This is a genomic window from Sandaracinus amylolyticus (assembly GCF_000737325.1).
In the GTDB taxonomy this organism is placed as follows: Bacteria; Myxococcota_A; Polyangia; order Polyangiales; family Sandaracinaceae; genus Sandaracinus; species Sandaracinus amylolyticus.
In genome coordinates, this window is the sequence record NZ_CP011125.1 from 6,720,017 (window position 1) to 6,745,914 (window position 25,898).

The 25,898-nt window shown below is 71.0% G+C and carries 30 protein-coding genes and 1 tRNA gene; 19 read left to right on the top strand and 12 right to left on the bottom strand.

Annotated elements, in window-relative coordinates; genetic code table 11:
* The first annotated feature begins 201 nt into the window (after positions 1-201).
* On the top strand, positions 202-2,538 hold the full coding sequence (locus DB32_RS28385; RefSeq protein WP_053235771.1) for an arylsulfatase: 2,337 nt from the start codon (positions 202-204) through the stop codon (positions 2,536-2,538).
* Positions 2,539-2,560: 22 nt separating this feature from the next.
* Here the strand turns inward: DB32_RS28385 and DB32_RS28390 are convergent, their stop codons facing one another.
* Complete coding sequence (locus tag DB32_RS28390; protein ID WP_053235772.1) at positions 2,561-3,328, bottom strand: hypothetical protein; 768 nt, start codon at positions 3,326-3,328, stop codon at positions 2,561-2,563.
* Positions 3,329-3,537: 209 nt separating this feature from the next.
* Here DB32_RS28390 and DB32_RS28395 point away from each other — a divergent pair, with 209 nt between their 5' ends.
* Positions 3,538-4,371 carry a bestrophin-like domain gene (locus tag DB32_RS28395; RefSeq protein WP_157069487.1) on the top strand — a complete coding sequence of 278 codons (834 nt, stop codon included), beginning with the start codon at positions 3,538-3,540 and terminating at the stop codon, positions 4,369-4,371.
* A gap of 25 nt (positions 4,372-4,396) precedes the next feature.
* Here DB32_RS28395 and DB32_RS28400 read toward each other — a convergent pair whose 3' ends face one another.
* Entirely contained in the window at positions 4,397-4,909 is a 513-nt protein-coding gene (locus DB32_RS28400) for a GNAT family N-acetyltransferase (RefSeq protein WP_083457878.1), read from the bottom strand.
* Positions 4,910-5,031: 122 nt separating this feature from the next.
* Here DB32_RS28400 and DB32_RS28405 point away from each other — a divergent pair, with 122 nt between their 5' ends.
* Positions 5,032-5,268 (top strand): hypothetical protein, encoded by a 237-nt coding sequence (locus DB32_RS28405; RefSeq protein WP_157069488.1) that lies wholly within the window; start codon positions 5,032-5,034, stop codon positions 5,266-5,268.
* Positions 5,269-5,552: 284 nt separating this feature from the next.
* Here DB32_RS28405 and DB32_RS47215 read toward each other — a convergent pair whose 3' ends face one another.
* Together DB32_RS47215 and DB32_RS28415 are read right to left on the bottom strand one after the other, a co-directional pair.
* A complete protein-coding gene (locus DB32_RS47215; protein WP_157069489.1) occupies positions 5,553-5,825 on the bottom strand; it encodes a hypothetical protein in 273 nt (90 codons plus the stop codon).
* Between the two features lie 139 nt (positions 5,826-5,964).
* A complete protein-coding gene (locus DB32_RS28415; protein WP_169791590.1) occupies positions 5,965-6,462 on the bottom strand; it encodes a response regulator in 498 nt (165 codons plus the stop codon).
* Between the two features lie 141 nt (positions 6,463-6,603).
* On the opposite strand from DB32_RS28415, the gene DB32_RS28420 reads away from it, so the two are divergent.
* A complete protein-coding gene (locus DB32_RS28420; protein ID WP_053235778.1) occupies positions 6,604-7,005 on the top strand; it encodes a response regulator in 402 nt (133 codons plus the stop codon).
* A gap of 50 nt (positions 7,006-7,055) precedes the next feature.
* Here the strand turns inward: DB32_RS28420 and DB32_RS47220 are convergent, their stop codons facing one another.
* Positions 7,056-7,343 carry a hypothetical protein gene (locus tag DB32_RS47220; protein ID WP_157069490.1) on the bottom strand — a complete coding sequence of 96 codons (288 nt, stop codon included), beginning with the start codon at positions 7,341-7,343 and terminating at the stop codon, positions 7,056-7,058.
* Between the two features lie 121 nt (positions 7,344-7,464).
* On the opposite strand from DB32_RS47220, the gene DB32_RS28425 reads away from it, so the two are divergent.
* Complete coding sequence (locus tag DB32_RS28425; RefSeq protein WP_053235779.1) at positions 7,465-7,740, top strand: hypothetical protein; 276 nt, start codon at positions 7,465-7,467, stop codon at positions 7,738-7,740.
* On the opposite strand, the gene DB32_RS28430 is transcribed toward DB32_RS28425, so the two are convergent.
* Both DB32_RS28430 and DB32_RS28435 read right to left on the bottom strand, forming a co-directional pair.
* Positions 7,737-8,144 (bottom strand): hypothetical protein, encoded by a 408-nt coding sequence (locus DB32_RS28430; protein ID WP_157069491.1) that lies wholly within the window; start codon positions 8,142-8,144, stop codon positions 7,737-7,739. The genes DB32_RS28425 and DB32_RS28430 overlap by 4 nt on opposite strands.
* A 251-nt stretch (positions 8,145-8,395) precedes the next feature.
* On the bottom strand, positions 8,396-9,541 hold the full coding sequence (locus DB32_RS28435) for a tyrosine-type recombinase/integrase (protein ID WP_053235781.1): 1,146 nt from the start codon (positions 9,539-9,541) through the stop codon (positions 8,396-8,398).
* 233 nt (positions 9,542-9,774) lie between these two features.
* Here DB32_RS28435 and DB32_RS50045 point away from each other — a divergent pair, with 233 nt between their 5' ends.
* The 11 genes from DB32_RS50045 (at position 9,775) to DB32_RS28490 (ending at position 18,207) form a co-directional block, all read left to right on the top strand.
* Complete coding sequence (locus DB32_RS50045) at positions 9,775-10,023, top strand: helix-turn-helix domain-containing protein (protein WP_083457881.1); 249 nt, start codon at positions 9,775-9,777, stop codon at positions 10,021-10,023.
* A gap of 88 nt (positions 10,024-10,111) precedes the next feature.
* A complete protein-coding gene (locus DB32_RS28445) occupies positions 10,112-10,465 on the top strand; it encodes a MerR family transcriptional regulator (protein WP_053235782.1) in 354 nt (117 codons plus the stop codon).
* Between the two features lie 240 nt (positions 10,466-10,705).
* Positions 10,706-13,576 carry a hypothetical protein gene (locus DB32_RS28450; RefSeq protein ID WP_157069493.1) on the top strand — a complete coding sequence of 957 codons (2,871 nt, stop codon included), beginning with the start codon at positions 10,706-10,708 and terminating at the stop codon, positions 13,574-13,576.
* Between the two features lie 466 nt (positions 13,577-14,042).
* Positions 14,043-14,462, top strand: coding sequence for a hypothetical protein (locus DB32_RS28455; RefSeq protein ID WP_157069494.1), 420 nt, complete (start codon positions 14,043-14,045; stop codon positions 14,460-14,462).
* Positions 14,463-14,509: 47 nt separating this feature from the next.
* Complete coding sequence (locus DB32_RS28460; RefSeq protein WP_053235785.1) at positions 14,510-15,199, top strand: hypothetical protein; 690 nt, start codon at positions 14,510-14,512, stop codon at positions 15,197-15,199.
* Between the two features lie 308 nt (positions 15,200-15,507).
* Complete coding sequence (locus DB32_RS28465) at positions 15,508-15,804, top strand: hypothetical protein (RefSeq protein ID WP_053235786.1); 297 nt, start codon at positions 15,508-15,510, stop codon at positions 15,802-15,804.
* 8 nt (positions 15,805-15,812) lie between these two features.
* On the top strand, positions 15,813-16,160 hold the full coding sequence (locus DB32_RS28470) for a hypothetical protein (RefSeq protein ID WP_053235787.1): 348 nt from the start codon (positions 15,813-15,815) through the stop codon (positions 16,158-16,160).
* Positions 16,157-16,585, top strand: coding sequence for a hypothetical protein (locus tag DB32_RS28475; RefSeq protein ID WP_053235788.1), 429 nt, complete (start codon positions 16,157-16,159; stop codon positions 16,583-16,585). Before DB32_RS28470 ends, DB32_RS28475 begins: the two co-directional genes overlap by 4 nt.
* Positions 16,510-17,241 (top strand): DUF2213 domain-containing protein, encoded by a 732-nt coding sequence (locus DB32_RS28480; protein ID WP_157069495.1) that lies wholly within the window; start codon positions 16,510-16,512, stop codon positions 17,239-17,241. Before DB32_RS28475 ends, DB32_RS28480 begins: the two co-directional genes overlap by 76 nt.
* 7 nt (positions 17,242-17,248) lie before the next feature.
* A complete protein-coding gene (locus tag DB32_RS28485) occupies positions 17,249-17,998 on the top strand; it encodes a hypothetical protein (protein WP_157069496.1) in 750 nt (249 codons plus the stop codon).
* Entirely contained in the window at positions 17,995-18,207 is a 213-nt protein-coding gene (locus DB32_RS28490; protein WP_053235791.1) for a hypothetical protein, read from the top strand. Before DB32_RS28485 ends, DB32_RS28490 begins: the two co-directional genes overlap by 4 nt.
* Here DB32_RS28490 and DB32_RS28495 read toward each other — a convergent pair.
* Entirely contained in the window at positions 18,204-19,169 is a 966-nt protein-coding gene (locus DB32_RS28495) for a DUF2971 domain-containing protein (RefSeq protein WP_053235792.1), read from the bottom strand. The two genes, DB32_RS28490 and DB32_RS28495, sit on opposite strands and share 4 nt — an antisense overlap.
* A gap of 57 nt (positions 19,170-19,226) precedes the next feature.
* On the opposite strand from DB32_RS28495, the gene DB32_RS28500 reads away from it, so the two are divergent.
* A complete protein-coding gene (locus tag DB32_RS28500) occupies positions 19,227-19,418 on the top strand; it encodes a hypothetical protein (protein ID WP_053235793.1) in 192 nt (63 codons plus the stop codon).
* 287 nt (positions 19,419-19,705) lie between these two features.
* Here the strand turns inward: DB32_RS28500 and DB32_RS47225 are convergent, their stop codons facing one another.
* The 3 genes from DB32_RS47225 to panD form a co-directional block, all read right to left on the bottom strand.
* Positions 19,706-19,999 (bottom strand): hypothetical protein, encoded by a 294-nt coding sequence (locus DB32_RS47225; RefSeq protein WP_157069497.1) that lies wholly within the window; start codon positions 19,997-19,999, stop codon positions 19,706-19,708.
* Positions 20,000-20,190: 191 nt separating this feature from the next.
* A tRNA-Leu gene (locus tag DB32_RS28510) sits at positions 20,191-20,275 on the bottom strand.
* A gap of 91 nt (positions 20,276-20,366) precedes the next feature.
* A complete protein-coding gene (gene panD, locus DB32_RS28515) occupies positions 20,367-20,783 on the bottom strand; it encodes an aspartate 1-decarboxylase (protein WP_053235795.1) in 417 nt (138 codons plus the stop codon).
* A 160-nt stretch (positions 20,784-20,943) separates the two neighbouring features.
* Here panD and DB32_RS28520 point away from each other — a divergent pair, with 160 nt between their 5' ends.
* Both DB32_RS28520 and DB32_RS28525 read left to right on the top strand, forming a co-directional pair.
* Positions 20,944-21,189 (top strand): hypothetical protein, encoded by a 246-nt coding sequence (locus DB32_RS28520; protein ID WP_053235796.1) that lies wholly within the window; start codon positions 20,944-20,946, stop codon positions 21,187-21,189.
* Between the two features lie 151 nt (positions 21,190-21,340).
* Complete coding sequence (locus DB32_RS28525; RefSeq protein ID WP_053235797.1) at positions 21,341-25,024, top strand: amidohydrolase family protein; 3,684 nt, start codon at positions 21,341-21,343, stop codon at positions 25,022-25,024.
* A gap of 4 nt (positions 25,025-25,028) precedes the next feature.
* Here DB32_RS28525 and DB32_RS28530 read toward each other — a convergent pair whose 3' ends face one another.
* On the bottom strand, positions 25,029-25,871 hold the full coding sequence (locus DB32_RS28530; protein WP_075098050.1) for a helical backbone metal receptor: 843 nt from the start codon (positions 25,869-25,871) through the stop codon (positions 25,029-25,031).
* Between the last annotated feature and the right edge of the window lie 27 nt (positions 25,872-25,898).

Here is a 25,898-nt window from a genome sequence, read left to right on the forward strand (position 1 = left end):
CCCTTCGAGAGAGCGCGACGACGCGGCGCGCAGCGCGCGACCCGAGCACGTCGGAGGGGCGCAGTCGCACCGCGGCGCTTCATCACGCGCTTCGATTGCGACGGGGCACTTCGCGCCGGTGCCTCGTCCCGACGCCAGCACGCGCGCGATCGGCGCCGGCCCTCGATCCCGGCTCGCGCGCGCCACCCAGGAGCCCAGTCCATGACGACGAAGGTATTTCGCGGCAAGATCGACATCGACATTCGCCAGTCGACGCCCGATTGGGGGCCGTTCCTCCCGACCTCGGCGAAGCCGGGCGCGCCCAACGTGCTCTACGTCGTGTGGGACGACACCGGGATCGGCGCGTGGGACGTGTACGGCGGCCTCATACGGATGCCCAATCTCCAGCGCATCGCGCGCGCGGGAGTGCGATTCTCGAACTGGCACACGACCGCGCTCTGCTCTCCGACGCGCTCGTGTCTGCTCACCGGGCGCAACGCGACCCGGAACAATATGGCGTGCATCACCGAAGGCGCGCAGGGGTTCCCGGGCCTGAGCGGCGTCATCCCGCCGGAGAACGGATTTCTCTCCGAGATCCTCGTCGAGAACGGGTATTCGACGTTCTGCGTCGGCAAATGGCATCTCACACCGTCGACCGAGGAAATGCTCGCCGCGCCTCGTCGCACGTGGCCGCTCGGCCGCGGATTCGAGCGCTTCTACGGGTTCCTCGGCGGAGAGACGAACCAGTACTACCCGGACCTCGTGCTCGATCAGGGCATCGTCGACCCGCCCGGCACGCCGGAGGACGGATATCACCTCTCCTCCGATCTCTGCGATCGAGCCATCCAATTCATCGGGGACACGGTGACCGTCGCGCCCGACAAGCCGTGGCTCTGTTATCTGTCGTTCGGCGCCAATCACGCGCCCCACCATGCGCCGAAGGAGTGGGTCGAGCAGTACGCCGGCGTGTTCGACATGGGCTACGAGAAGTATCGCGAGATCGTGCTCGCGAACATGAAGAAGCTCGGGATCGTCCCGGAGAACACGCAGCTCTCGCCGATCAACCCGTGGCCCGCGCCGGACGTCATCTCCGAAGCGGACGTCGTGCGACCGTGGGAATCGCTCGGCCCCGACGAGAAGAAGCTCTTCTGTCGTATGGCCGAGACGTATGCCGGGTTCTCGTCGTACACCGACCATCAGCTCGGCCGAGTGCTCGACTTCCTCGAGTCCACCGGACAGCTCGAGAACACCATCGTCGTGGTCGTCTCGGACAACGGCGCGAGCGGCGAAGGCAGCCCGAACGGGTCGGTGAACGAGAATCGCTTCTTCAACAACTGGCCCGACTCGCTCGAGGACAATCTCCGCGCGCTCGACCAGCTCGGGAGCCCCGCCACGTACAACCACTATCCCACCGGCTGGGCCTGGGCGTTCAACACGCCCTACAAGATGTTCAAGCGCTATTCGTTCGAGGGCGGCACCGCCGATCCGTTCATGATCGCGTGGCCCAAGGGGCTCGATCCGAAGACGTACGGCGGGCACGTGCGCGATCAGTACTGCCATGCCGTCGACGTGGTGCCGACGATCCTGGACCTCGCTGGGATCGAGCCGCCGAGCGTGATCAAGGGCGCGACGCAGAGCGCGCTCGATGGCGTGAGCCTCGTGCCGGCGCTGCGCGACGCGAAGATCACCTCCCCGCGGACCACGCAGATGTACTCGATGCTCGGGACGCGGGCGCTGTACCACGACGGATGGAAGGCAGTCGCCAAGCACGGCGCGATCTCCGGCAAGGGGAACTTCCACGCCGACGAGTGGGAGCTCTATCACGTCGCGTCGGATCGCTCGGAGTCGACGAACCTCGCCGCGGAGCATCCCGAACGGCTGCGCGCGCTCGTGTCGTTGTGGTTCGCGGAGGCCGGAAGGAACGACGCGCTCCCGCTCGAGGATCGCACTGCGGCCGAGATCCTCACGACCGAGCGTCCGTCGATCGCGAAGGTCTCGACGCGCGCCGTGTACTACCCGGGCATGAGCGAGGTCCCCGAGGAAGTCGCGATCAAGCTGCGCAATCGATCGTTCGTGATCGGTGCGTCGCTGCGCGACGTCCAGAAGGGATGCGAGGGAGTCATTCTCTCCCAGGGCTCGCGCTTCGGCGGATACACGCTCTTCGTGCAGAACGGGAAGCTCGTCTATCTGTACAACTTCCTCGGGATCGAGCAGTTCCGATTCGAGTCGAGCGATCCGCTCCCGACCGGTCGTGTGACCGTCGCTGTGCACTTCGAGAAGAAGGGCGAGAACCCGAAGTTCGTGGCGAACGGCGCGCTCGAGCTGCGGATCAACAAGAAGGTCGTGGCGAAGGGAACGATGCGCACGCAGCCCGGCGCGCTCTCGCTCTCCGGCGAGGGCCTCAACGTCGGGCGGGATCGCGGTGATCCGGTGTCCCCGTCGTATCGCGCCCCGTTCGCGTTCCGGAACGGTGTGATCGAGTTCGTCGCGATCGACACGTCGGGCGAGTCGGAGCGCGACCTCGCGCGCGAGTTCGCGGCGATGCTCTCTCGCGACTGAGCGTCGCCTCACCGCGCGCAATTCAGCGGACGAGCAGCGCGAAACGCCCGGCGACCCGCGTCTCGTAGAGCCCATCGACGTCGTGGAGGTCGTACCGGCCCTCCACACCGACTCGGATCCACTGTCCGAAAACGTCTCCGACGACGTCGACCGCGAGGCCGATCGGCAGCGCGCCCCAGTGCCCTTCCTCCCAGTCCCAGTCGAGCTCCAGGTCGCCGACACCGACGCTGATCCACGGCGCCAGCGTCACCGCGACGACGGGCTGGATCGACGTGCGCTGCTCGGACGGTGCGAGGAACGTCCGGGTGAGCGCGCCGAGCGTCACCGGCCCGACGCGCGCGACGTAACCGACGGCGGGCCCGGCGAGCACGTTGTCGCCGTCCTCGCCGCCGTCGGGATTCGCCGCGACGTCGGGTCGGAGCTCGAGCACCGGGCCCACCGCGAGCCGCCCCGGACCGAGGGGAACGAGCACGAGATCGAAGATCTCCGTGACACCGAGCCCCGACCCGCCCTCCGGGCGATCGATCTCGTACTCGATCGACAGCCGCGCGAGCTGCTGGACATCCCACGTCGAGAACGGGATCGCGGGGCGGATGATCAGCGTCGTGGCGTCGAGATCGCGCGGACCGTGGTACGTCGCGTCGTGCTCGACGAGCACGCTCAGCTGCGCGAGCGGCGCGATCGGATCGACGACCACGCGCGCGAGGTCTTCTTCGATCGTCGGCTCGGGCTCTTCGTCTCGCTGCGCGTGAACGGCGACGACGGGCGCGACGCCGATCGCGAGCGCCACGACGAGCGCACGACCTCCTCGCGCACCGCATCCTCGCGGACGATCGCGTCGCGCACGATGTCGTCGGAGCTGCACGTCGGAGCACCATAAGCTCGCCGGGTCGACTCGACGGCGAACCGCGAGGCATCGAGTCGCCGCGGTCGAACGGTTGGGCGCGTCGCCTCGAGCGCCACGCTGGAACGCGCGTTGCGGTCCCGATGCCGCACCCGATGAGCGATCGGATCGTCGATGGCGCGCCGAGCTGGTGGGTCTCGCTGTTGCTCGGGATCGTGGTGCTCCTCGCCGCGACGGAGCTCGGGTTCCGCATCGGCGAGCGGCGATCGCGCAGCGCGCAGCAGGGCGCGATCGCGGGGCAGTCCGCCGCGACGCTCGCCGCGCTGCTCGGCATGCTCGGCCTGCTGCTCGCGTTCAGCTTCGGCATCGTCGAGGGCCGCTTCGCGATGCGAAAGCAGCTCGTGCTCGACGAGGCGAACGCGATCGGCACCGCGTACCTGCGCGCCGCGATGCTGCCGGATCCCCATCGCGAGCACGTGCAGGAGCTGCTCCGCGAGTACGTCGACACCCGCACGCCGCGCGCGCTCGAAGACGTCGACGCCGCGATGCGCCGCTCCGGGGCGCTGCATCGCCGGCTCTGGGCCGAAGCGGTCACGGCGGCGCGGCTCGATCCGCGATCCGAGCCCACGGCGCTGTTCGTCACCGCGCTGAACGACGTCATCGATCTCCACGAGGAGCGCGTCACCGTCGCGCTGCGGCAGCGACTGCCCGCGCCGGTCTTCCTCACGCTGATCGGCGTGGCGCTGCTCGGGATGTCGGTGCTCGGCTACGGTGCCGGCGTGACGAACGCCCGCGCCACGCTGCCGATCGTCGCGTTCGCCGTCGCCGTCGCGACGGTGATGGTCGTGATCGTCGAGCTCGATCGGCCCGGCGGCATCTTCCGCGTGAGCCAGTCGGCGATGCTCGACACGCGCGACGCGATGCGTCGCGACGCCGAGGTCGCGCGTGAGCGCGTGACGAGCGGTGGCGGCGCGCCGACGACGAAGTGACTCTCTCCGGCGAGTCGGCGCCGCGTCACTCGCGCGGCGCGTCGAGCATCTTCTCCATCACGAGCTGCTTCTCGCGCGCCACCGCGCGCGCGCCGTCGTGCGCTCGGTGCTCGACCTCGGCGACGCGCTCGCCGACCTGGCGGTAGCCGAGCGCGCGATACAGACGTGCCGCGCGCTCGTTGTCGATCGCGACCGAGAGCTGCGCGATCGGGCGCCCCGCGCGCGCGATGACGCGCTCCCCGGCGCGCAGCAGCGCGCGGCCGATGCCGGCGCCGCGCAGCCCGGGCAACACGCGCAGCGCCCAGAGCAGCCCGTGTCGCTCGTCCGCGAGATCGACCCACAGCTGCCCCACCGGGAACGCGTCGGCTTCCGCGACCAACATCGACGCCGTTCCGCGCTGATGATCGCGCCAGACGCGACGGAACGTGTCGCGATGTGCGGTGAAGGTGCCCATCCACTCGAGCGGCTCGAGATCGGCCTCGCGGCAGGGGCGAATGTGGAAACGAACCGTGGCTAGGAAGTCGTGGGGTCCGTTCATCGGTCGCAGACTCTAGCGACCGCGGCCGCGTCCAGAGCACGATTCGTGAGGTCCGGCGCGACGCGGCCCGCGACCGCGGAACGAGCGCCCGAGTCGCGCTCGTCCGCGCCTACATGACGCGTGTGCACATCCTCATCGCGCAGGACCCGCCCGAACGCCGTCGCGAGCGCCCCGAGATCCCCGTCGATCCCGAGAAGAAGAAAGACGAGCCCGAGATCGACGAGCGCCCCCGGCGCGAGCCGGAGATCATCGAGACGCCCGATCCCGACGAGCCCGAGATGCCGCCCGCCCCGCCGGGTGAGCAGCCGGAGATCGACGAGCAGCGCCGCGCTCCGGACGGTCCCGTGCCGCGTCGCTGACGCGTGCGGCTCCACGCGCGAAGCGACGTCGTGCGCCCTGCCGACACGCCGTCGAGCGCCAGCCCGAGCGCTTCATGCGCTCGAAGCGCGCGTCGAGCTTCGTGGCGTCACCGCAGCGCGCGCGTCATTCGACCGCGTCGCGCTCGCGCGAGCTTCGCCGCGAGGTCATCGACCGATCAGCACCGCGCCGGGCGGGACTCGGCGCGTTTCTCGGCTGCGGCGCTCGCCTCCGGCTGCAGCAGCTCCGGGTGCGAAGGTGCGTGCGCGTGTCGCGGCACCGAGTGTCAGTGCCCGTCGTCGGGCGACTGCCTCGTCGACTGCATCGGTGATTGCGATCTGACCTGCAATGGATCCGGCAGCTGCGACTTCCGATGCGTCGACGGCTGCGACACTGCGTGCACGGGATCGGGCGCGTGCGTCGTCACGGTCGGTCCGCTGAGCAGCGTCGCGTGCCCCGGCTCGGGCGGATGCGACGTGCTCTGCGAGGGCGACTGCGCGGTCGATTGTCCCGGGAGCGGCGAGTGCATCGTGCGCTGCCCGGCGGGCGCGGTGTGCACGCTCGACCGCTGCTCGGGCGATGTCGTCGAGTGCGGCGACGGTGTCGCCGTGTGCAACGGAGCGTGTCCTCCGGCGCGTTGAGCCGCACGCGCGAGAGCGGCGACGTTCGTAGAGCGCCGGGCGTGGAAGTCGCGCGGATCACTCGGCGCGCGGATCGCGACGCGTTCGCGGGTGCCCCGTCTCGATCACGCTCGTCGCGCTTCGCGCCCCTCCGCGATCGAGCGCGACGATCTCTCCCGCGATCGCCGCGCGCACGGCCTCCACGATCGCGTCGAGACCCGCTCCCATCGCGACGATGCGAGCGCCCGCGATTCGCGCGGTCCGCTCGTCGCCCGCGCGGCTGTCGGCCGACGTCGCGATCACCGCCGGCACGTCGCGTTGATCGGCGAGCGTGCGGATGCGTCGCACGAACGCGAGCGCATCGTGCAGCGCCATCCCGAACCCCGTGAGCACGACGTCGACGTGGAAGCTGCCCAGCACCGCGATCGCCTCCGACGTGCTCGACACCGTGATCGGGCGCGTGCCCGCGTCGCGCAGGTGCGCCGAGAGCGCGAGCGATGCGCCTGGGCGCTGCTCGACGATCAGCACCGCGGGGGCGACGACGCTGGGACAGAAGCGAGTCTGGAAGGACGACATGGACGTCGGATCGGGCGACGGTGTCATCTCGGTCCGCGCATCGAGGTCTCAATACGCGAACCCGCTCGCTCTGGAGGATCTCGCGAGTAGACTCGTCGGATGGCGAGACCGCGTGGGGCCCGGAGGCCTCGTTCGGAGCGCATGCCCGCCGCTTCGTCGGCGACCTATCCCGTCGTCTCGCGCGCCGGCAGGGCCGTGCTGGTCGAAGATCACGACGATCTCCGCGATGCGATCACCGAGTGGCTGGAGAGCGCAGGGTGGGTGGTGCGCGCGTACGCGAGCGCCGATGCGGCGCTGCTCTCGGTGCGCAGTGAGCTACCCGACGTCGTCGTCACGGACTTCAACACCGGCACGCTCAGCGGACCCGCGCTCGCGCGCGAGCTGCGCCTCGATCCTTCGACACGCGGGGTCGCGATCGTGGGCATGAGCGGCTCGCTCGAGCCGAGCCCCGCCATGCTGCGGTTCTTCGACGCGTTCCTTCCGAAGCCAGTCGTGCTCGCGGAGCTCGAGGCGCTCATGCGCCGCGCATCGACGAGCCGCTGACGCCGCCGCTCGAGACGTCCTCGCGGTGCATCGACGCGCGGGGATCGCGATCACGCGCTTCGGCGCGTCGATCCGCGCGCGAGCTCCTCGACGAGCGCGTGCTTCCGCGCCTCGACGGAGAGGGCGATCGCCTTGATCTGCATCGACGCGAGCTCCGCTCTCCGCTCGGCGTCGTGGCTGAGCTCGAGCTCCTCTGCCAGCAGACCCACCAGCTGTCGCGCCGCTGCACAGCGTTCGGCCCAGGCGTGTGGTGGCGGTGCCGCGTCGGCGCCCACGAGCGCACCGGCGAGCAACGCGTACGTCGCAGCCCACTTCTGGGCACGCTCTTCGTCCCCCATCTCAGGCTCCGGAGGTAGGTGCGCTCCCGGAGGTCGCAATCGCAGCCGAGCCGCGCGGCTGATCCAGATCATCCCGCGATGGCGAGCTCTCGTCCCGCGACCACATTCTGTGTCTCGTCGCATGAGCGCCGAAGACGAGGTGAGAGTGCTGCTCGAGCGAGCCGCGAGGCTCCTCTCCCATGCGCACGCCGTCGGGGACGAGTCGCCCCACGTTCGCGACGAGCTCGCGCCGCTCTTCACGGCGGCGTTGGTCGCGCTCGGCGATGCCCAATGGCGCGCGTGGTCCGGCGCGTTCCACGTGCGCGATGCGCTGCGGCACGCGCGTGAAGCAGAGCGCGCCGCGAACGCGCTCGAGCGCGCGGTCGAGATCGCGGCGCGCGCGCGCGAGGCGAGCTAACCCAGCGCCCAGTCGAGGGGCGCGAGGAGGTCGGGCTCGATCGTCGACGGCGCGCGACGTACGCCCCGGCGAGCGCTCCCGACCTGCGCAGCGATCGCCGCGACGAGGTCGACGCGCACGATCGGCCAGCCGAGGAGCTCGTCGACGACGGAGAGCAAGCGCGCGTTGCTGCTCGTCAGTCGGCGGGTCTCGAGCCAACACACGCGCGGTGCGTCGGCGCATCGAGCAGCGGCGTGCGCGAGCGGCCTCGCCCAGGCGCCGTCGCTCACGATGAGCACGATCACGTCGAACGACGACACCGCGAGGAGCCCGCCAGCCCGAGCCGGCGGAGCGCCGATCGCCATGTGCCCGGCCTCGGCGAGCCACTCGAGCACGGCATGCAGACGCGACGGCTCTTCGTCCACGACGAGAACCCGCCCGTGCAGCGGGGCGGCGCAAGTCATCATCGCGCCCCGTCATGGACACCGACGCGAGCGACGCAATCGAGCGCGCGTCGACGCACCGAACGTGGTGCGCGAGCGAAGGCCTCGCGCCGGGGGGAGCGCGCGTCGTCGCACTCTACTCGTCGATGCCGGGAGAGGGATTCGAACCCTCATGCCTCTTCCGAGGCGTGGGATTTTAAATCCTCATGCCGCGCACAATTTCGGCGCGAATGTCAGACTTTCGCGTCGTGCGGGGGCAGTGCGGGGGCAATAGATGCGAGCGCGTTGACCGCGTCGCGCATGTGGTCGTCCGCGAGGTGCGCGTACCGCCGAGTCGTCGCGATCGTGGTGTGCCCGAGCAGTCGTTGGATCACGTCGAGCCCGATGCCGGCCTCGCGCGTTCGAGTCGCGAACGTATGCCGGAGATCGTGCAGCCTCAGATCGTCGATCTGCGCCGCGTCCGCGACCTCGCGGAAGGCGCGCGTCGCGCGCTCGGCGCGCCTCGCAGCCTCGCTCCGCCCGCGTCCGGGGCCGAGCGTCAGCGGGATCAGGAACGCCGTAGGTTCGCCCTCCTGCGCGAGCAGCGACGCGACGATCGAGCGAACGTCGGGATGCATCGGCACGGTGCGCGGGGTGCCCGTCTTGGTGTGCTCGATCGTGATCGCGCCGCGCGCGAGGTCCACGTCGGCTCGGCGGAGCTTCGTCAGCTCGCTCCGTCGGGCGCCGGTGAGCATCGCGAGCACGACGAGCACGCGCAGCTCGGGATCGAGCCGATCGATCGCGTCGAGTAGGCGCCGCTGCTCGTCGGCGCGCACGTGGCGGATCCGCTCCTGAGGTTCGGGCAGGAGCTTGCGCTTTCGAATCCGCGCGGCGGTCTCGATCGAGATGATGCCGCGCTCTTCCCACCAGGACGCCGCGTGTTTGAGCGTCGCGAGGTGTCGGTTGATCGTCGCGGGCGCGCGGCCGGGCTCCGCCTCGAACGCATCGAGAGCCGTGATCGTGATCTTCTCGGGTGCCGTGCCCTGCCCCAGCGACGCGCACCACGCGGCAGCGTGCGATCGACGATTCGCGATCGAGCGTAAGCCGCGCGCCTTGAGGTGCGCGAGGTACTGATCGAACGCCGCGCGTAGCGTGAGCCGTGCGGGCGCGTCGTCCCGGACCTCGCCGCCGCCCGGCGCGGGGATCGGACCGCCGGCCATCGCGGCCGTGAGAACCTCCTGGGCGCGGCGCGTCGCAGTCGCCTTGTTCACCCCGACGGGGAGCGCCTCCTTGTGGCGCTGTTTCGAGCCGTCCTTGGCGCCGTACCGGAGATCGATCCGGTAGCGCCCGTCCTTGCCCTTGATCAGACCCCGGACCCCTGTTCTCGACGGCAGCGGCATGCATGGGATATACGGGGGCAATCGACCGAGAGCAACCAGGAACTTTCCGCGTTGACCAGAACGCGCCCCCGATCCAGGTTTGCGGCATGAACCCCAGGGCGGACGCGCCCGGGGCCCCCGGGATCCTCTCGGGGGCGTAACGAGCCCGACGGGGTGGTGACGGCCGCGATTTCGCGCGTGCGGCCCGGACCGGAGCAGAGAGCGCAAAGACCCTTCCGCTACGCGGAGGCGCCGTGCTCTCTCCCGATGACGTTCGCGCCCTGATCCGTTCCGAGATCGCCGCCCTCGGTCCCCGTCGTCGCGCCCCAGCGCTGTTGACGATCGAGGAAGTCGCGAGCGCCGCCCGCGCGCCCGTGGGTAGCGTCCGTGACTGGATCGCCCGAGGCGACCTCCGAGCGCAGCGCCCCGGCCGTCGCGTGCTGGTGCGCAGACGGGATCTCGCGGCGTGGCTCGGCTGCACCGAGGACGAGATCGAGATCTGACGCGCGCCGCCGCCGGGGACTGACACGGAATGACCATTCATGTATGGCCATTCCGTGGGCGTGGTATTGTTACTCGGGAGGTCGAGCCGTGCAAGACGAAATGAATGTTGCCGAGGTGGCGCAGTTTCACAACGTGACCGAGTTGTCCGTTCGCGCGTGGGTGCGGAAGGGGCTGCTAGTTCCCTCCCGGCAGGGGCGTCGAGGACGCGGCAACGGCTTCCGGTTCAACCGTGCGGACGTGGTCGCGTTCACACCCCCCTCGCAGGCTCGTGGCCGCGCCGCGGAGGCGCGAGCCCTCGCGAGTCTGACCCCCGAGGAACGGGCGACGGTCGATCGCCTGCGGCGGGATCTCGGCCTGCCCGAGGCCGCCGATCTCCGAGTGATCGTGATCCGCGGGATGCTCGCGCAGCTGGAGAAGATGCTTCCGACGGGTGCGCGATGAGGCGGCACGCGACCCCGAATCTCCGCGAGGCACCGCTCTGGGGCTCGCACGAGGCACGACGCGGGATGTTCGTCGGCCAGTCCGACGCCGCGCCGAACCGGAAGACCCGGCGCGCGGATGCCTCCGCAGCAAGGCGCGTGAAGCGCGACCGCAAGGCCTGAACACCACGAACGCGCCCGGGGGACCGCTCAAACGAGCGCGCCCCAGCCCTGCCAGGCCGGAGGCGCATAGGAACCCGCAGTGAACCAGAGTACCACGACGCCCGTCGAGGGCAACGAATTTTCGCCAGCAACCGCGCCGCTCCCGGAGCTACTCCGCTTCACGATCTGGCACGGCGCGAACGGGCGCCCGGGCGGGCCGCGTGTCTACCCCACGCCCCCCGTCCACCACCAGCGCGAAACGACGTGGGCCGAGTGGGTCCGCGCGTTCGTGAACAAGGCGCGCGAGATCGTCACTGATAAGCACCTCGTGCGCTGCACCGTGGGCGGGCTCTCGCCCGAGGGCTGGAAGACCGACGAGCACGTCGCGGAGCGTTCGCTCCTCATGGTCGATTTCGACGCGCTCGGGGCCGACCCCAGGCCCTTCGAGCGCGCGATCGATGCCGTGCGGCGAGTCGGGCTCGCGCACCTCGCGCAGCGTCGGGACAAGCTCTCGGGCGAGGTCCGTGCGCGCATCCTGATCCCCCTCGCGATCGACACCGATCGCGAGACGTTCCAGAAGCGCGCGGAGCGGTTCCTAGAGTGGCTGGAGCGCGAGAGCGGCACCGCGATCGACCCGGCGCCCGCGCGCTGGTCGCAGCTCGTCTACGCCTACGCGCAGGTCGCGGACGAGACGCGCCCCGTCGAGACCGTCTCAGCGTGTTCGGACGGGCTCGCGCTCGATCTTCGCGGCGTGCCCGCCGCTCGCGGTCGAGCGAGGCGCGCCGCGGCCAGACACCGCGCGCGCACGGCGTGCCCCCAGGAAGTCGTCGCTGCGGCGACCGCGGCCGAAGAGTGGTTCGTGGCGCTCGGTGGCGTCCTGCGTGGCCCTGGGCGGGGCGATTGCCCGTTCCGCGACGATCACGACGGGCGCGGGGACGCCTACGTGATGATCGACGATCGCGGGGTCCGGTGTTGGGGCTCGGCGCACTCGACGCGCGAGGGCGCCGAGCGGTTCCAGGAGCGATTGCGCGCCGCGAACCCGGGCGCGTACGTGCGCTGGACGAAGAACGCGAGTCGCCTCCGCCTCGAAGCGGAGGAGGAGCGCGCGGACGTCTCGCTGCTCGCGGAGGAGACCGACGAGGATGAGGTACCGCTCATGGCGCCCGACGCGGCGCGCGCGCGGCTCGTCCAGGTCCTCCGCGACCGCGACGAGAGCGATCGTCTCCTGGTCCACGTGGACGCGGGCGCGGGCAAGTCGTTCGCGATGACGCGCGACCTCATCGACCGACTCTCGCGCGGTCCGGGGCTTGGCGTGATCGCGTTGCCGACGAACGCGAGCGCGGACGACGTCGAGCGCGATCACACCGAGCACGCCGCTGCCTCGGGCGTCGCTCTCCTGCGCCCCCGGTCGAGCCGCGAGGTGTGCAAGCTCCCGACGGTCGCGGACGAGGCCGCAACGCTCGGACTCGCCCCGCGCTCGTTCGGAGCGTGCTTTTCGTGCGAGCACCGCGCGACGTGTGAGCGCGAGATGCGCGTCACGGCCGCCGAGGACGCGATCTCCGGTGGACGCGGCGCGGTCGCGGTGCTCACGCACGCAATGATCGACTGGGCGGAGAACGTGGACGAGCGCGCGATCTTGTTCCGCCCGCACCGCCGCGGCTCGATCCGCTTCCTCTACGTGGACGAGAACCCGCGCGAGGCGATCGTGGCGGTCGAGGTCGAGGCCGCCGAGCTGGACGCGTTCCGTGCTGCCGCGGCCCCGGGCGGGCTCTTCGAGGTGTGGGGGCGCGATACGAAGGTGCAGCGGCGCCGCGCGACGACGGTGCCCGAGTCCGATCCGGAGGTCGAGGAGGAGATCGACGTCCTCGATGGTGTCGCGGCGGGGCCGACCCGGCGCTCCGGCGATGTCGCGCCGTTCACGTCGACCGCGGCTCGAGCCCGGGCGCTCCTCGCGGGCGCGGCGGGAGACGCGCGACCGCCGTTCACCTACGTGCAGATCCAGGGGCAACGCGAGATCGTTGCCCTGTGGCGCACGTGGCAGAAGCTCCTGCGCGCCCGCTGGGCAGGCATCGCGATCCCGGCCGTGGGAGAGCTCCGGGCGTGCGCCTGGAACCCGCTAATCCGCAAGGCGGACGTGCTCGCGACCGCGACGCCGCACCCGGCGGTCGATCACGTGCTCGCGAACGTGCGCCGGGAGCGAATCCGGGTCGCGGACACGGTCCAGGTGTTGCGGGTCTGGATCCCCAACGGTCAGAGCATGTCGGGCGTGTTCTCGCGCAAGCCGGCCGAATGGGAGGCGTCGTTCCGCAAGCACGTCGTGCCCGAGGTGCAGCGGGCGCGGCGCGCGCTCGTGGGCGTGTCGACGAAAGCCCAGGCGGAGGCCGCGCGCGCGATCTTGGGCGAGGGCGTGGACGTCGTGAACATGGGCCAGATCGAGGGCGTGAACCGCTGGCGTGACTGCGACGTGATCATCGCGTTCGGCGGGATGATCCCCCGCGATCCGGCGTTCGGGCGGGGCTCGCACGTGGAGGCGCAGATCGACGATCAGGACTGGACGCGGCGCGTCGGGCGGAACGAGCTGGCGCAGCTCTTCGGCCGGGCGCGGACGCGGTCCGAGCGACGCCCGGGCGAGCCGGACGCGGTGCGGATGGTCTGCATCGGCAAGGTGCTGCCGGCGGACTGGGCGGGGCTGCCCGTCGGTGTCGCGTTTTCGTGGGAAAACAGTGCGAACCTGACCCTGTATAGCCATCACAGGGTCAGGTTCGCACTTGCCCGGATCATCGCGTTGGCGGGATCGAAGCGCCGCGCCGCGGCTGCCCTGGGCGTGACCGACACCGCGCTGCGCAAGTGGGAAAAGGGCGCGATCCCGCCAGACCGATACGAGGAGATCACGCTACGCGCCGCGGAGATGGAACCGAGCGACGACGAGATCGCCGCGGCGGAAGGGGACGCGGACACGGACGCGGCGTGACCGGAGCCGGGCGGCGGTCGGATCCGCATACCTCCGAGCCCCGGTCGCGCCGGTCCGCGTCGTGTGCCGGTGCCCTGCGCCAACCCGCGCCAGATCACGACCGGGGTCCCGCACTGCCCCCGAGGGCAACGCGCTGCGCAAGATTCGGCGGCAGATCCCGCGCTTGCGCTTGGGATTGCGCATCCCGCGCACGCCGCCCCGGCGGCCTATCGAGCCCGTGCCCCCGGTGCCGGTCCGGTGCGGGTGCGCCGCCCCGCCCGTGCTGCGCGCCTTCCCCGAGCCCTCCGGCCCAACGGGTACGCAACGCCCCATGGTACCCTCGTAGGTGCAGCACGACGCCCTACACCGCGCCCTCCAACGCCTCGGGAGCGCCCGCGCCCTCGGCCTCGCCCTCGGGGGCGTTGCCCCCGGCACGGTGCGCGCGTGGGCGAGCCGCGGCGAGGTTCCGGCCCGGCACGAGGCCGCGGTGGTAGCGCTCGCGGACGGCGCGCCCGTCGGCCCCGTCCAGTCGCCCCACGACGCGCACCCGCTCCTGTCCACGCCGTGGACGCTGCCCTTGCTGCCTCGCACCGAGGGGCAACACCTCCTGCCCTGGCAGTACCAGGCGCGCGCGTGGTTCGAGCGCGTCGTCGGACGCGGCGAGGTCCAGGCCGGCGGTGGCCTCGCGGTCGCGCGTGTGCGTGAGCCGCTCGTGATCGCGACGTGGCGCTGGGCTCTCCGCGATGGCTCGTGGGTCTACCTCGCGCGCGGCGAGGCCGAGGGCGGCGCGTGGGTCGACCGCGCGCCGGGTCCGTGGGCGCCCGAGGGGCGCGGCAACGAGCACGTGTGGATCTCGTCGGCGCCGATCGGGATCCCGCACGTGGACGCGTTCGAGGTCCTCTCGTGAGCCGCGATCCTGCACGTGAACGCGCCCTCGCTCGTGCGCGTGATCTCGTGCGCGCGGGCGTTCCGATCGCAGACGCGGCGCGCGCGGTCGATCTCTCGGTCGACGTCGTCAAGAAGGCGTGCGCGAAAGGGCGCTGGCTCGCGGACACGCCGCCCGCCGAGGTGCGCGCCCAGGTACCGCCGAGCGGCACGCTGCTCTCGCATGAGGTTGCGCAGCAGATCCGCGGCGCACTCGCGACCGGGAAGACTCCGGCGCGCGATCTCGTCGTGCTCCACGCGTGGGCGCGCGAGCAGGAGCACGCCGAGCAGGAAGCCGCGTCCCGGGCCGCGCTCGACTTCGGCAATCTGCCCGATCACCGGCTCGACCTGATCGAGGTCGTGACCGACGCCGAGCACGGCGCGTGGAGCGGGCCGCACGCCGCGGTCCTCGATCAGCTGGTGCGAGCGGTCTCGGACCTCGCGCGCGCCGCGCAGTACGGCGACGCGACGATCCACGACGCTGCCCTCGCGCGCGTCCGTGCCGCGCTCGCGCCCGAGGGCGACGCAGAGGCCGCGACGACGCGCACCGAGGTCGACGCCGCGACCGCGCGCGCGACCGCCGCAGAACACGACCTCGCCGCAGCTCGCACCGAGGTCGAGCACGCGCGCGCGGACCTCGCGGCGACGCGCATCGAGCTCGATCAGGAGCGCTCTCGCGTGCGCGGCCTGGAGGCCTTGCTCGCCGGGCGCCCGGCGTAGCGGCGCGGCACGCGCGCCGAGCCCAGATCGCGTGCGACCGCCGCGGACTTGACGTCCGTCGGTCAGCAATCCGAGGTGTGCATATGTGCGCTTGACTTGCGCGGAGAATGTGCTCGCGCCGCCGTGTTACAATGACGATCGATGGAAGACACGGTGCACGCCCGCTGCGATTCGCGCCTCGTTGGTGAGGTCGAGCGCGCACGCGATCGCGTGTACGAGGCGACCGGGGTGCGACCCTCGCGCTCGCAGATCGTCCGCGCGGCGATCGAGCGCGGGCTGCGCTCCCTGCTCACGGAAGAGAGCGAGCGATGATCATCCAGGGCACGCCCGATCGCGACGACCAGGGCCCGTACATCGACCTGGAGCACCCCGCCGGGATCACGAGCGCGCAAGCGCTCGGCGCGACCGTCGCGATCTTCCTCGACGCCGAGGGACACGAGGTCTCGCGCCAGCGCCCCGGGCGCACGTTCCCGACCCCGCGCGAGGTCTCGCGCGTGCGGTTCGTCGAGCGCGAACCCGGTGCGGTGTCGGTCGTGATCGTCGCGACCGCGAAGGAACCCGTAAGCATCGGCCCGCGCATCGTCGCGCCGGCCTGGGAGGACTGAACCCCGCCATGAGTGAGACGAAAACCAGCGACACCGCGTTCGTGCTCGGACGCATCGACGCGAGCGGCCGCTCTGTGGCCGGCACGCCCCTGGGTGACGCGCGGCGCGACGCGAAGCCGTGCACCTGCGCGCCCGAGCACGAGCCCGAGGACGACGGCGCGCACGAGATCCTCCCTCCGCCGGGCCAGGGCGGCGCGGTTGTGCGCCCCGAGGTCGCGCGAGAGAGCGTTGCCCCGAGCGAGCAGCGGAGCGCGAGCGTGGGCGCCGAGCCCGCGCGCCGGAAGCTCCCGACGGGAGCGGAGGCGCACCAGCACCTGCGTGATCAGATCGCGAGCCTGAGCCGAGGTGCGAAGTGATCTCGATCGACGATCGCATCGCAGCCCTGGAGGCGCGGATCGCTGCCCTCGAACCGAAGCCGCGTTCGCGCGGGCGGATCCCCCCGGACGTTCCGATCTCGTTCCTCGCGAGCTGCCCCTGCTCGTGGTCCGAGGACGGCAAGCCGCTCTCCGACGAGCGGATCGTGTTCGTGCTCGGCGCGTCGCCGCCGTCGAAGGCGCGTGATCAGCGGTGGCTCTGTTACGAGGGCGATCGCGGCGTCTGGGTCACGCCGTGCTGGGTCCCCGTGGGCTGGTCGCCTCCGGCCGATCTCCGCGAGCTGCGACTCCAGATCATCGAAAAGCCCGAGGCGCCGTCGAACGTGCTCGGTTGCGAGCAGGCCGCGATGCTCACCGTCGACGCGGTGATCGAGATGCGCCGAGCCCAGTACGGCCGACGCGTATGATCGCGTGCTGCGCACCGTGCGCGGCCTCGGGCTCGCGCTGCGATTCCTCGACCGTGAGCGGCGTCGTGCGCGCGGCGGGGTGGCTCTGGTATCCCGACGGCGCGAACCGGGTCGACGCGCACCCATCGAGTCTCGGTGAGCCGCGCACGCTGGTCGGTCTGCCGGTGCGTCTCGGGCACGGTGGCAAGACCATCGGCACGGTGATCGACGCGCGCGCGGAGGGCGGGGCTCTCCACGCGGACATGCGCATCGACGATGCGGGCGCGCTCGCGGAGATCCACGCCGGTTCGACGCGTGAGTTCAGCTGCGGGTACGTCGTCGACGTCGACGCGGACGGTACGCAGCGCCGGCCTCGGTTTCACGAGGTCGCGCTCGTGCCTCACGGCCGGTGCGGTTCGACGTGCTCCGTCACGCGCGTCGCGGATGGCCAGCGCGCCGACGCGCGCCTCGCGGCGGAGGGCCTGAGCCCGAGCGAGATCGCGCGTACCGAGATGATCGCGGGCCGCGCCCTCGCGGCCGCCGCGCCGGTCGTGCGCGCGGACAATCGTTTGACCTCAAACGATCTCGCTGCGCGCCTCGCCGCCGACGGCGAGAGCCCGTCCGAACGCGCACGCGCCGCCATGCGCGCGCGCCCCTCGATTCACCTGGAGACCTGAGAGAACCATGCCCGCACCCTCAACCTCGCCCGGATTCGCCACGCAGGCCCTGTACACCGTGGACGGCGACCCTCACGGCGGCACGCCCACGCGCGTCGATCCGGGCGCGCCGCGCCGAACGGAGGGCTTCGAACCGGGACAGGTTCTCGACGCCGAGGCGCTGAACTTCGTGTTCGGGAACCACGGCGATTGGCTCGCGTGGTTGGAGGAGGAGCGCGCCCGGATCGAGACCTCGCGCGCCGAGCTGCATGCGTTCACCCGCCCCGACCTCGCGGCGAGCCGCGGCACCTACCTGCACGCGCTCCAGGGCTCGTCGGGCTGGGACTCCACCGACACGATGCCCGGGTGGGCCGTGAGCGTCCTCGGGGCGACCTCGCAGGGCGCCGCCAAGTCGCCGTTTCACTGGAGCCTCATGGGCGGCGGCGTGCTGCCCTCGGTCTGCGAGATCACGGCCGTGCGCGTGTTCCTCAAGCCCGGCGCGGCTCGCGCGACGAGCAGCAATCGCACACGCGTGCAGGTGTACCGCGTGCCCGCGTCCGGCCTCGTGCCGGTCTCCATCGCGGACGTGCGGAGTGACGCGACGTCGAACCTACAGACGGTCTCGGCCACGGGTCTTTCGATCACGCTCGCTGACACCGATTCGAGCGTGTACGGCCACACGAATCTGGGGCTGCTCGTGCGCGTAGATCCCGGCGCCGACGCGAGCCCGGATTCGGTCTACGTCTGCGAGGTCCGCTACACCACCGCGATCCTGTGATCGAGCTCGATCACGACGTCGAGAGCGATTGCGGGCTGCACGTGGGCACGGGGCCGTGCGCCGCGTGCGCGCTCGCGGCGGAGGCGAACGCCGCCGCGTCCCGCGAGCTGCGCGCCGAGGAGGGGCCCGCCGCGGCGGTCGTACGCGCCACGTACCAGCGCAAGGTCGCGCGGGCTCAGGAGCGCGCGCGGGCACGCGGCGCGGCTTAGCGGTAGGACGCCTCGGACTTCCGGATCTCGACGTCGTGTCCGGTGCAGTCGAGAAACGCAGGGATCGCGAACGCGGTCTCGGCGGTGCTTTTCGGCCCGAGAACGACCTGCTTGATCACCGGACCCGGCGGGTTGCCGCTCGGGGCAACCGAAGGCGGCTCAAGACGCCAGTCGAGATACGGCGCGAGTCCGTACTTCGTCGGACGGAACCGCAGGGGCAGGTCGGGATGACCCTTAGAGTAGCTCTGTTGAGCGAACGTCGGCTTCGCCCCAGGCGGTGCCTTGTCCACGCACGGCCCAAGCCACACGAGCCGCCACTCCTGCTCTTCTTCGTACGCCTGGTGTTTGAACGTCACCGCGCAGAAGTGCGCCATGCGCAGCACAGCACCGGCGGCGATGGCCTGGAACTTCGGATCACGTCGCAGGGGCTCAGGGAGCATGCGCATACCGCCGATGTCGAACAGGGCGTCGAACGCGCGATCTTTCGCGCGCGCGTCGTACTCGACCCGGACCACAAACGGCCCGCCGCAGACGTTCTGCGGCACGCCGACGTCCTCATGCGAAGGCACCGCGCGCAGGTCCATGCCGATCGCGAAACCCTCGCCGTCACGTGCGTACGCGCGCCACTGACTCAAGCGGTCCGAGTCGCTGGAGAAGCACGCGAGGTAGGTGCCAGCACGAGTCACCTCGATCGCATGACTAAGGAACCGCACACCGGCCGGCTGGTCCTCTCGCTCGAAGCGTTCGCGGAGCAGGTCGAGCGTGTGCAGCCCCTCGTTCGGATCGTTGAGAAACCGGATGTGCGTCGCCCAGATGCGCCGGTTCGTCAGGATGCCCTGGAGCCCCGCGAGATCCGTGTACTGCCAGAGGATTGGCGGCGCGTGTTCGAGGCTACGGAAGTGCTCTTCGAGGAACGCACTCACCGCGGCGTCGGTGATCCGCTCGTACTCTTCCAGCTCCATCGACCTCGATGGTACGCCCGACGCGCAACCGCGCGCGACCCCGACCGACACGCGGGCATGTTCACCCGCGCCGGTCTCGTCGCCTGTGTCGCCGCGCAGGACGCGCCCCCGCTCGTCATGGAGGATCACTCCGAGGTGATGCTCGCGTGGGGTTCGGTCGCGCTCGTCGTCGCAGCCCGCACGCCGCGCCTCGCGCGGTGGTTCATGCGCGCGAGGCCGGTGCTGATGGTGACCTGGGGCGAGGCCTAGCGACGGCTCCCGGCGGCGCGTCGCTCGGCTTCGGCGATCCAGTGCTCCCGCGCCTCGTGCTCGGTCTCACCGAACGCCTCGAAAACGACCCCGAGGGCGTCGGGGCCGCTCGCGACGAAACCAGGCCGCCGGGCCTGCTCGCTCGCGATCGTCTTGTCAGCGGAGCGCCCCACTCGCGGGCGAGGTTCGATCTTCTCGGGCTGGAGTTGACTCATTCGGCAACTCTAGCTGCGGGTCGTGGGCGATGCGGCCCCGCGCGGCCGGTTCGTGCGCACGGGGCCTGCCCCTTAGTCGATCTCACTCCAGCGTGCGTGCGCGTCCACGAGCTGATTCGCGTCGCCGGTCACGCGGTGCCACTGCCCGCCGATCATGATCGTCGCCTCGCCGTCGCCCGTGGCGGCCCAAGCCTGCACCGCGACGAGCTTCACCTCGGCGGCGCCGATCCCTGCGAAGTGCAACCGCGCCACCTCAGGGGGCGGAGGCTCACCGGGCGTCAGCGCGACCTTGATATCGTGAAGATCGTCGGAGATGTCCTTGAGCAGGTCTTCTTTCCTGTCCCTGAACGACGAGATCGGTTCCATGCTCCTCCGTCCGTGTGGGTGCGGCCAGGGGTCGACTCTGGAGGACCGACACGCCGTCAACAAGGGGGGCTGACCCCGGGGGCAATGCGGGGGCAAAACGACCCGGATCGACCGGGATCTACCGTGAACGACCGTTGCCCTCGATTGCCGCCGATCGCTCGATTTCGCCCCTCGTTCGTCGCGGTTCGTATTGCCGGGAGAGGGACTCGAACCCTCATGCCTCTTCCGAGGCGTGGGATTTTAAATCCCCTGCGTCTGCCGTTCCGCCATCCCGGCGCGTCCGACGCGCATCCTACACGCGCGAAGGCAGCTCGCGAGCACCGGGCTCGGAGCTGCCTTCTTCGTGCGCGACGCGCTCGCGCGCGCTTCAGCTCGGCTGCGGGACGCCGCGCTCGTGGTGCAGCGGCATCTGCGGGCCCGCGCGCTCGGCCTCGTCGCCGATGATGCGGTTCTTCTCGTCGACGCGGACGACCTTCGGCACGTGACGGCGCGCTTCGTCGTCGTCCATCTCGCCGAACGTCGCGAGGATCACGAGGTCGCCCGGCTTGTTGAGGTGCGCCGCCGCGCCGTTGATGCAGATGACGCCCGAGCCGCGCGGACCTGCCAGCGTGTACGTCACGAGGCGCGTCCCGCGCGTGACGTTCCAGATGTGCAGCTCCTCGTGCTCGATCATCCCCGCCGCGTCCATCAGGTCGGCGTCGATGGTGCAGCTGCCCTCGTACTCGAGGTCGGCGTGCGTGATCACCGCCCGGTGGACCTTCCCCAGGAACATCCGTCGCCGCATCTGACTACCTCCGTGGCGGCCGCCGCGAGGGCGGTCCACCCGTCGTGCGGGGGACTGTGCAGCAACGAACAAGCCGCGTCCAGTGTGAAAACGGCGCGTTTCGCGACACTGGCCAGACCTTCTGGACAGCTCGCCCGTCGCAGCGCGGAGGAGGTCCGCCATGCGTCTCACGATCGCTCTCTCGGCCGCTCTGATCGCCGCCCTCGCCGCTCCCGCGGCAGCTCAGGACACGCGATCCGGGGAGGTCACCACCTACGACTTCATCGACGGCGATCTCGTCCAAGGCGGCCGCTACGAGGACGAGCTCGATCGCATCTTCAGTGTCCGCGGCCGCGCGCGCCGCACGCTGATCCACCCGCGCACCCATTTCGTCCCGGAGATGCTCAAGTCGGTCGAGCATCTCTGATCGCGGAATGATCCAGAGAAGCGGCTTGACCTCGCCGCGCGCGTCTCGAATCGTGGGGGCTTCCATTTTTTTCGATCCCCCACGGAGCCTCATGGACGTTGCACGGCTGCTTCGGGTCGCAGCTCTCCTCTCCATCTCTCTCGTCCCCGCGATGCTCGCGACCGGCTGCGGCGACGACGACGACGGCGGCACCGTCGACGGCGGACCGCGCCCCGACGGCGAGACCCCAGACGTCGATGCGCAGGTGCCCGACGGCGGCATGCCCGACGGCGGTGGCGGCGACGACGTGATGATCGTCGAGTGCCCCGCCGCCGACGCACCTTCGCTGCCCGGCGGCGCGATCTGCGAGACCACCGCGGGTGACGCGAACCTGCTGATCACCGCCGACGTGCTGATGGCCGACGGCCGCGTGCTCGCGGGCGGCCAGGTGCTCGTCAACGCGACGGGCTCGATCGTGTGCGCCGACTGCGACTGCGCGAGCGCCGAAGGCGCGAGCGGCGCGACGCGCGTCTCGTGCCCCGACGGCGTGCTCTCGCCCGGCCTCGTCAACGCGCACGAGCACATGACGTATCAGGGCCTTCCGACGGAACCGACGTTCGCCGGCACCAACGAGCGCTTCGAGCACCGGCACGACTGGCGCCGCGGCCTGCGCGATCACTCGGACGACTTCCGGCCGCCGGGCCGCGCGTCGCAGGCCGAGATGCAGTGGGCCGAGCTCCGCATGATCATCGGCGGCGCGACGGCGGTGAACGGATCGGGCGGCAGCTCGGGGCTCATGCGGAACCTCGACAGCGCAGGCGCCAACATGGAAGGCCTCGGCCAGGCAGAGACCTACTACCAAACGTTCCCTCTGGGCGACAGCGGCGGAACGCTGCGCGAGAGCGGCTGTAGCTACTCGTGGGAAGACAGCGCCGAGCGCATCGCCGGCGAGGACGCGTACACCCCGCACGTCTCCGAGGGCATCGACGCCGAGGCGCGCAACGAGTTCCTCTGCATGCGCATGGAGGGCGCGAACGACCTCATCGAGCCGCAGACCGCGATGATCCACGGCATCGGCCTGCTGCCGAGCGACATCGAGCACGCCGCGGCCGAGGGCACGATGCTGGTCTGGTCGCCGCGCTCGAACATCTCGCTCTACGGCGACACTGCGCGCACCCCCGAGTACGACCGTCTCGGCGTGCCGATCGCGATGGGCACCGACTGGATCTACAGCGGCTCGATGAACATGCTCCGCGAGCTCCAGTGCGCCGACGAGCTCAACGCGCAGTACTGGGACGGTTACTTCTCCGATCTCGATCTCTGGCGCATGGCGACGCTCAACGGCGCGATCGCCACCGCGACTGACGACGTGATCGGATCGATCGCGCCGGGCCGCGTCGCGGACCTCGTGATCTTCGACGGCTCGGTGAACGCGCTGCACCGCGCGGTGATCGACGCGCAGCCGGAGAACGTCGCGCTCGTGCTGCGTGGCGGAGAAGTGCTCTATGGTGAGGCGGCCGTCGTCGCGGCGCTTCCCAACGGCGATGCGTGCGACACGATGGACGTCTGCGGCAGCCCGCGTCGCGCGTGCGTGATGCGCGAGACCGGGATGAGCCTCGCAGCGCTCGAGGCGGCGAACGACCGCAAGTACCAGCTCTTCGTCTGCGACGGCGCGACGCCCCCGGACGAGCCGACCTGCCATCCGCGCCGTACCGAGTACCCCGACGCAGTCGTCGCGATGCCGAGCATCGACGGATCGAACGAGTACGACGGCAACGCGACGGCCGACGACTCCGACGGCGACGGGATCGCGAACGCCGAGGACAACTGCCCGTCGATGTTCAACCCGATCCGCCCCCTCGACATGGGCGCGCAGGCGGACGCGGACGACGACGGCGAGGGCGACATCTGCGATCCCTGCCCGCTCGAGGCGGACGCGACGACGTGCGAGGCGTTCGATCCGAACGATCAAGATCGCGACGACGTCCCCGACACGACCGACAACTGCCCCGGTCGGTCGAACCCCGATCAGATGGACATGGACGACGACGCCAAGGGCGACGCGTGCGACGTGTGCCCCACGCGGTCGAACCCCGGCGCGGCGGGCTGTCCCGGCACGATCTACGAAGTCCAGGACGGCACGTTTGCGGCCGATACGCGCGTCGTGGTGCGCGGGGTCGTGACCGCGGTCGCGAGCAACGGCTTCTACGCGCAGGTCGCTGAGGACGACGAGGACTACGACGGCGAGGACCAGTCGGGCGTGTTCGTCTTCGTCGGCGGCGATGGACCGACGCAATCGATCGGCGACGAGGTCACGATCGACGGAACGGTCCAGGAGTTCTTCGCCGAGACGCAGATCTCCTCGTCCGCTGCGAGCGTGATGGTGACCGGCACTGGCACGGTGCCCGCCCCGGTCGATGTCACTCCCGCGGACGTCACGACCGGTGGCGCACGCGCCGAGGCGCTCGAGGGCGTGCTCGTGCGCGTGATGAACGTGTCGGTGACCAACGTCGCGCCCGCTCCCGCGGGCGGAGAGACCGCGCCGACCTACGAGTTCGAGGTGACGGGTGGCCTGCGCATCGACGACCTCTTCTTCCGCCTGACGCCGTTCGCGACGGCGGGCGAGACGTTCACCTCCATCACCGGCGTGCTCTCGTGGCGCCGGGAGAACAGCAAGCTGCATCCGCGCGATGCTGACGACGTGGTCGCGGGTACGGCGCAGCTGCTCGAGCTCGGGCCTCCGCTCTCGTACGTGCGCGAAGCGGGCGCGAGCCCGACCGCGACGTTCCCGACGCCGCTCACGGTCCGCCTCGCGCGGGCGGTTCCGACGGCGACGACGGTGACGATCACCGCCGGCACGGGCCTGACCGTCGCCGACGTGATCATCCCGGCGAACGCCGCGAGCGCGGAGGTGCCCGTGGTGGGCGCGGCGGCGTCGAGCACGCCGGTGACCGTCACCGCGACGCTCGGCGGCGCGATGCGCAACGCGCAGGTGCGCGTGCTCGGCGCGGCCGAGACGCCGGGCGCGTTCACGCTCACGCCGGGCACCGCGGTCGTGCGCGTCGGAGAGATGCAGGCGTTCACGGTGACAACCGACATCCCCGCGCCTCCGGGCGGTACGACCATCACGCTCGCGGTCGACGCGGGCGGGGCGGTGCCGCCGAGCGTGACGGTACCGGCGGGCGAGACCACGGCGACGTTCGCGTTCACCGCGGGCGCGAGCGCCGCAGAGGGCACGCTCACCGCGACGATGGGCGCGGTCACGCGCACCGCGGACGTCGAGGTCAGCGCGGGTGGCGCCGGCACGGTCGTGATCAACGAGGTCGACTACGACATGCCGGGCGCGGGCGACAACGTAGAGTTCATCGAGCTCTACAATCCGGGCTCGACCGCGTTCGATCTCACCGGCGTGATCGTCGTGCTGGTGAACGGGGGCGCGATGAGCGGGCCGGTCGAGTACGGCCGCATCGCGCTGAGCGGCTCGCTCGACGCGGGTGAGTATCTGGTCATCGCGCGCGACACCGTGACGATCCCGAGCAGTGTCGTTCGCGTGCCGTTCCCCGGGACGGCCGCGACCGACAACCTGCAGAACGGGCCGAACGACGGCATCGCGATCCTACGCGGCACCGAGCTGCTCGACGCGCTCACGTACGAGGGCCCGGTCACCGCGGTGACGATCAGCGGGACCACTTACAACCTCGTCGAGGGCACCGCGTCGACCGCACAGGACGTGGGCTCGACCGCGTCGATCAGCCGCATCCCGAACGGTCGCGACACGAACGACGCGGCGACGGACTGGGCGACGACCGCGATGGTCACGCCCGGCGCGCCGAACGTCGCCGATCCCGACATGTGACCCGCTAGGACGAAAGGCGCGCCGCGAGACGCTCGAGCGCTCCCGCGGCGCGCACGCCGTACCAGAAGAGGTCCTTTCCGCAGATGAGCTCGACGCGCCTTCCGGGCGCCTCGAGCTCTCTCTTTTCCGTCTCGCCGAAGCGGTACGGCTCGTCGGGCAACAAGACGCGCTCGGGCGCGCGCGTCTCGACCTCGGCGAGCTCGAAGCGCGGATAGCGCGTGTCGCGCGTCGTGGGCTTCGCCTCCGCGCGCCCGAGATCCGCAGCGAGCGGATAACGACGCGCGCGATCGGCGAACACGTTCACGCCGCCCGCGAGCCGCACGAGATCGCTCGCGTACGTGCGCCCGTCGAACGTCATCCACGGGTCCTTCCAGATCGGCGCGAACACGCGCACCGGCCGCGCCCTCACGTTCGCCTCGGCGCGCGAGAGCGCGACACGCAGCGCATCGATCTCGGGCACGCGCGAGGGCTCGACGTAGAGCAGACGCGCCGTCGTCTCGAGATGCGCGAGCGCCGCCGCGACCGTGCACGGGAACGAGACGAACACGTTCACGCCGCGCGCGATCAGCGCCTCGACGTCGCGCTGCGAATTCTCTTCCTGGTTCGCGAGCACGAGGTCGGGCGCGAGCGCGCACACCGCGTCGACGTCGACGTTCTTCGTCCCGCCGATCGTCGCGATGGACTCGATGCAGCCCCGCGGCTCCTCGCAGTACTCGGTGCGCGCGACGAGCCGCTCGAGCCCGACCATCGCGACGACGGACTCGGTCTCGCTCGGCACCAGCGACACCACGCGCCGCGGCTCGCGCGCGACGACGACCTCGCGCCCCAGCGCGTCGATCTCGATCACCACGCCGGAGCGATAGCGCAGCCCGGC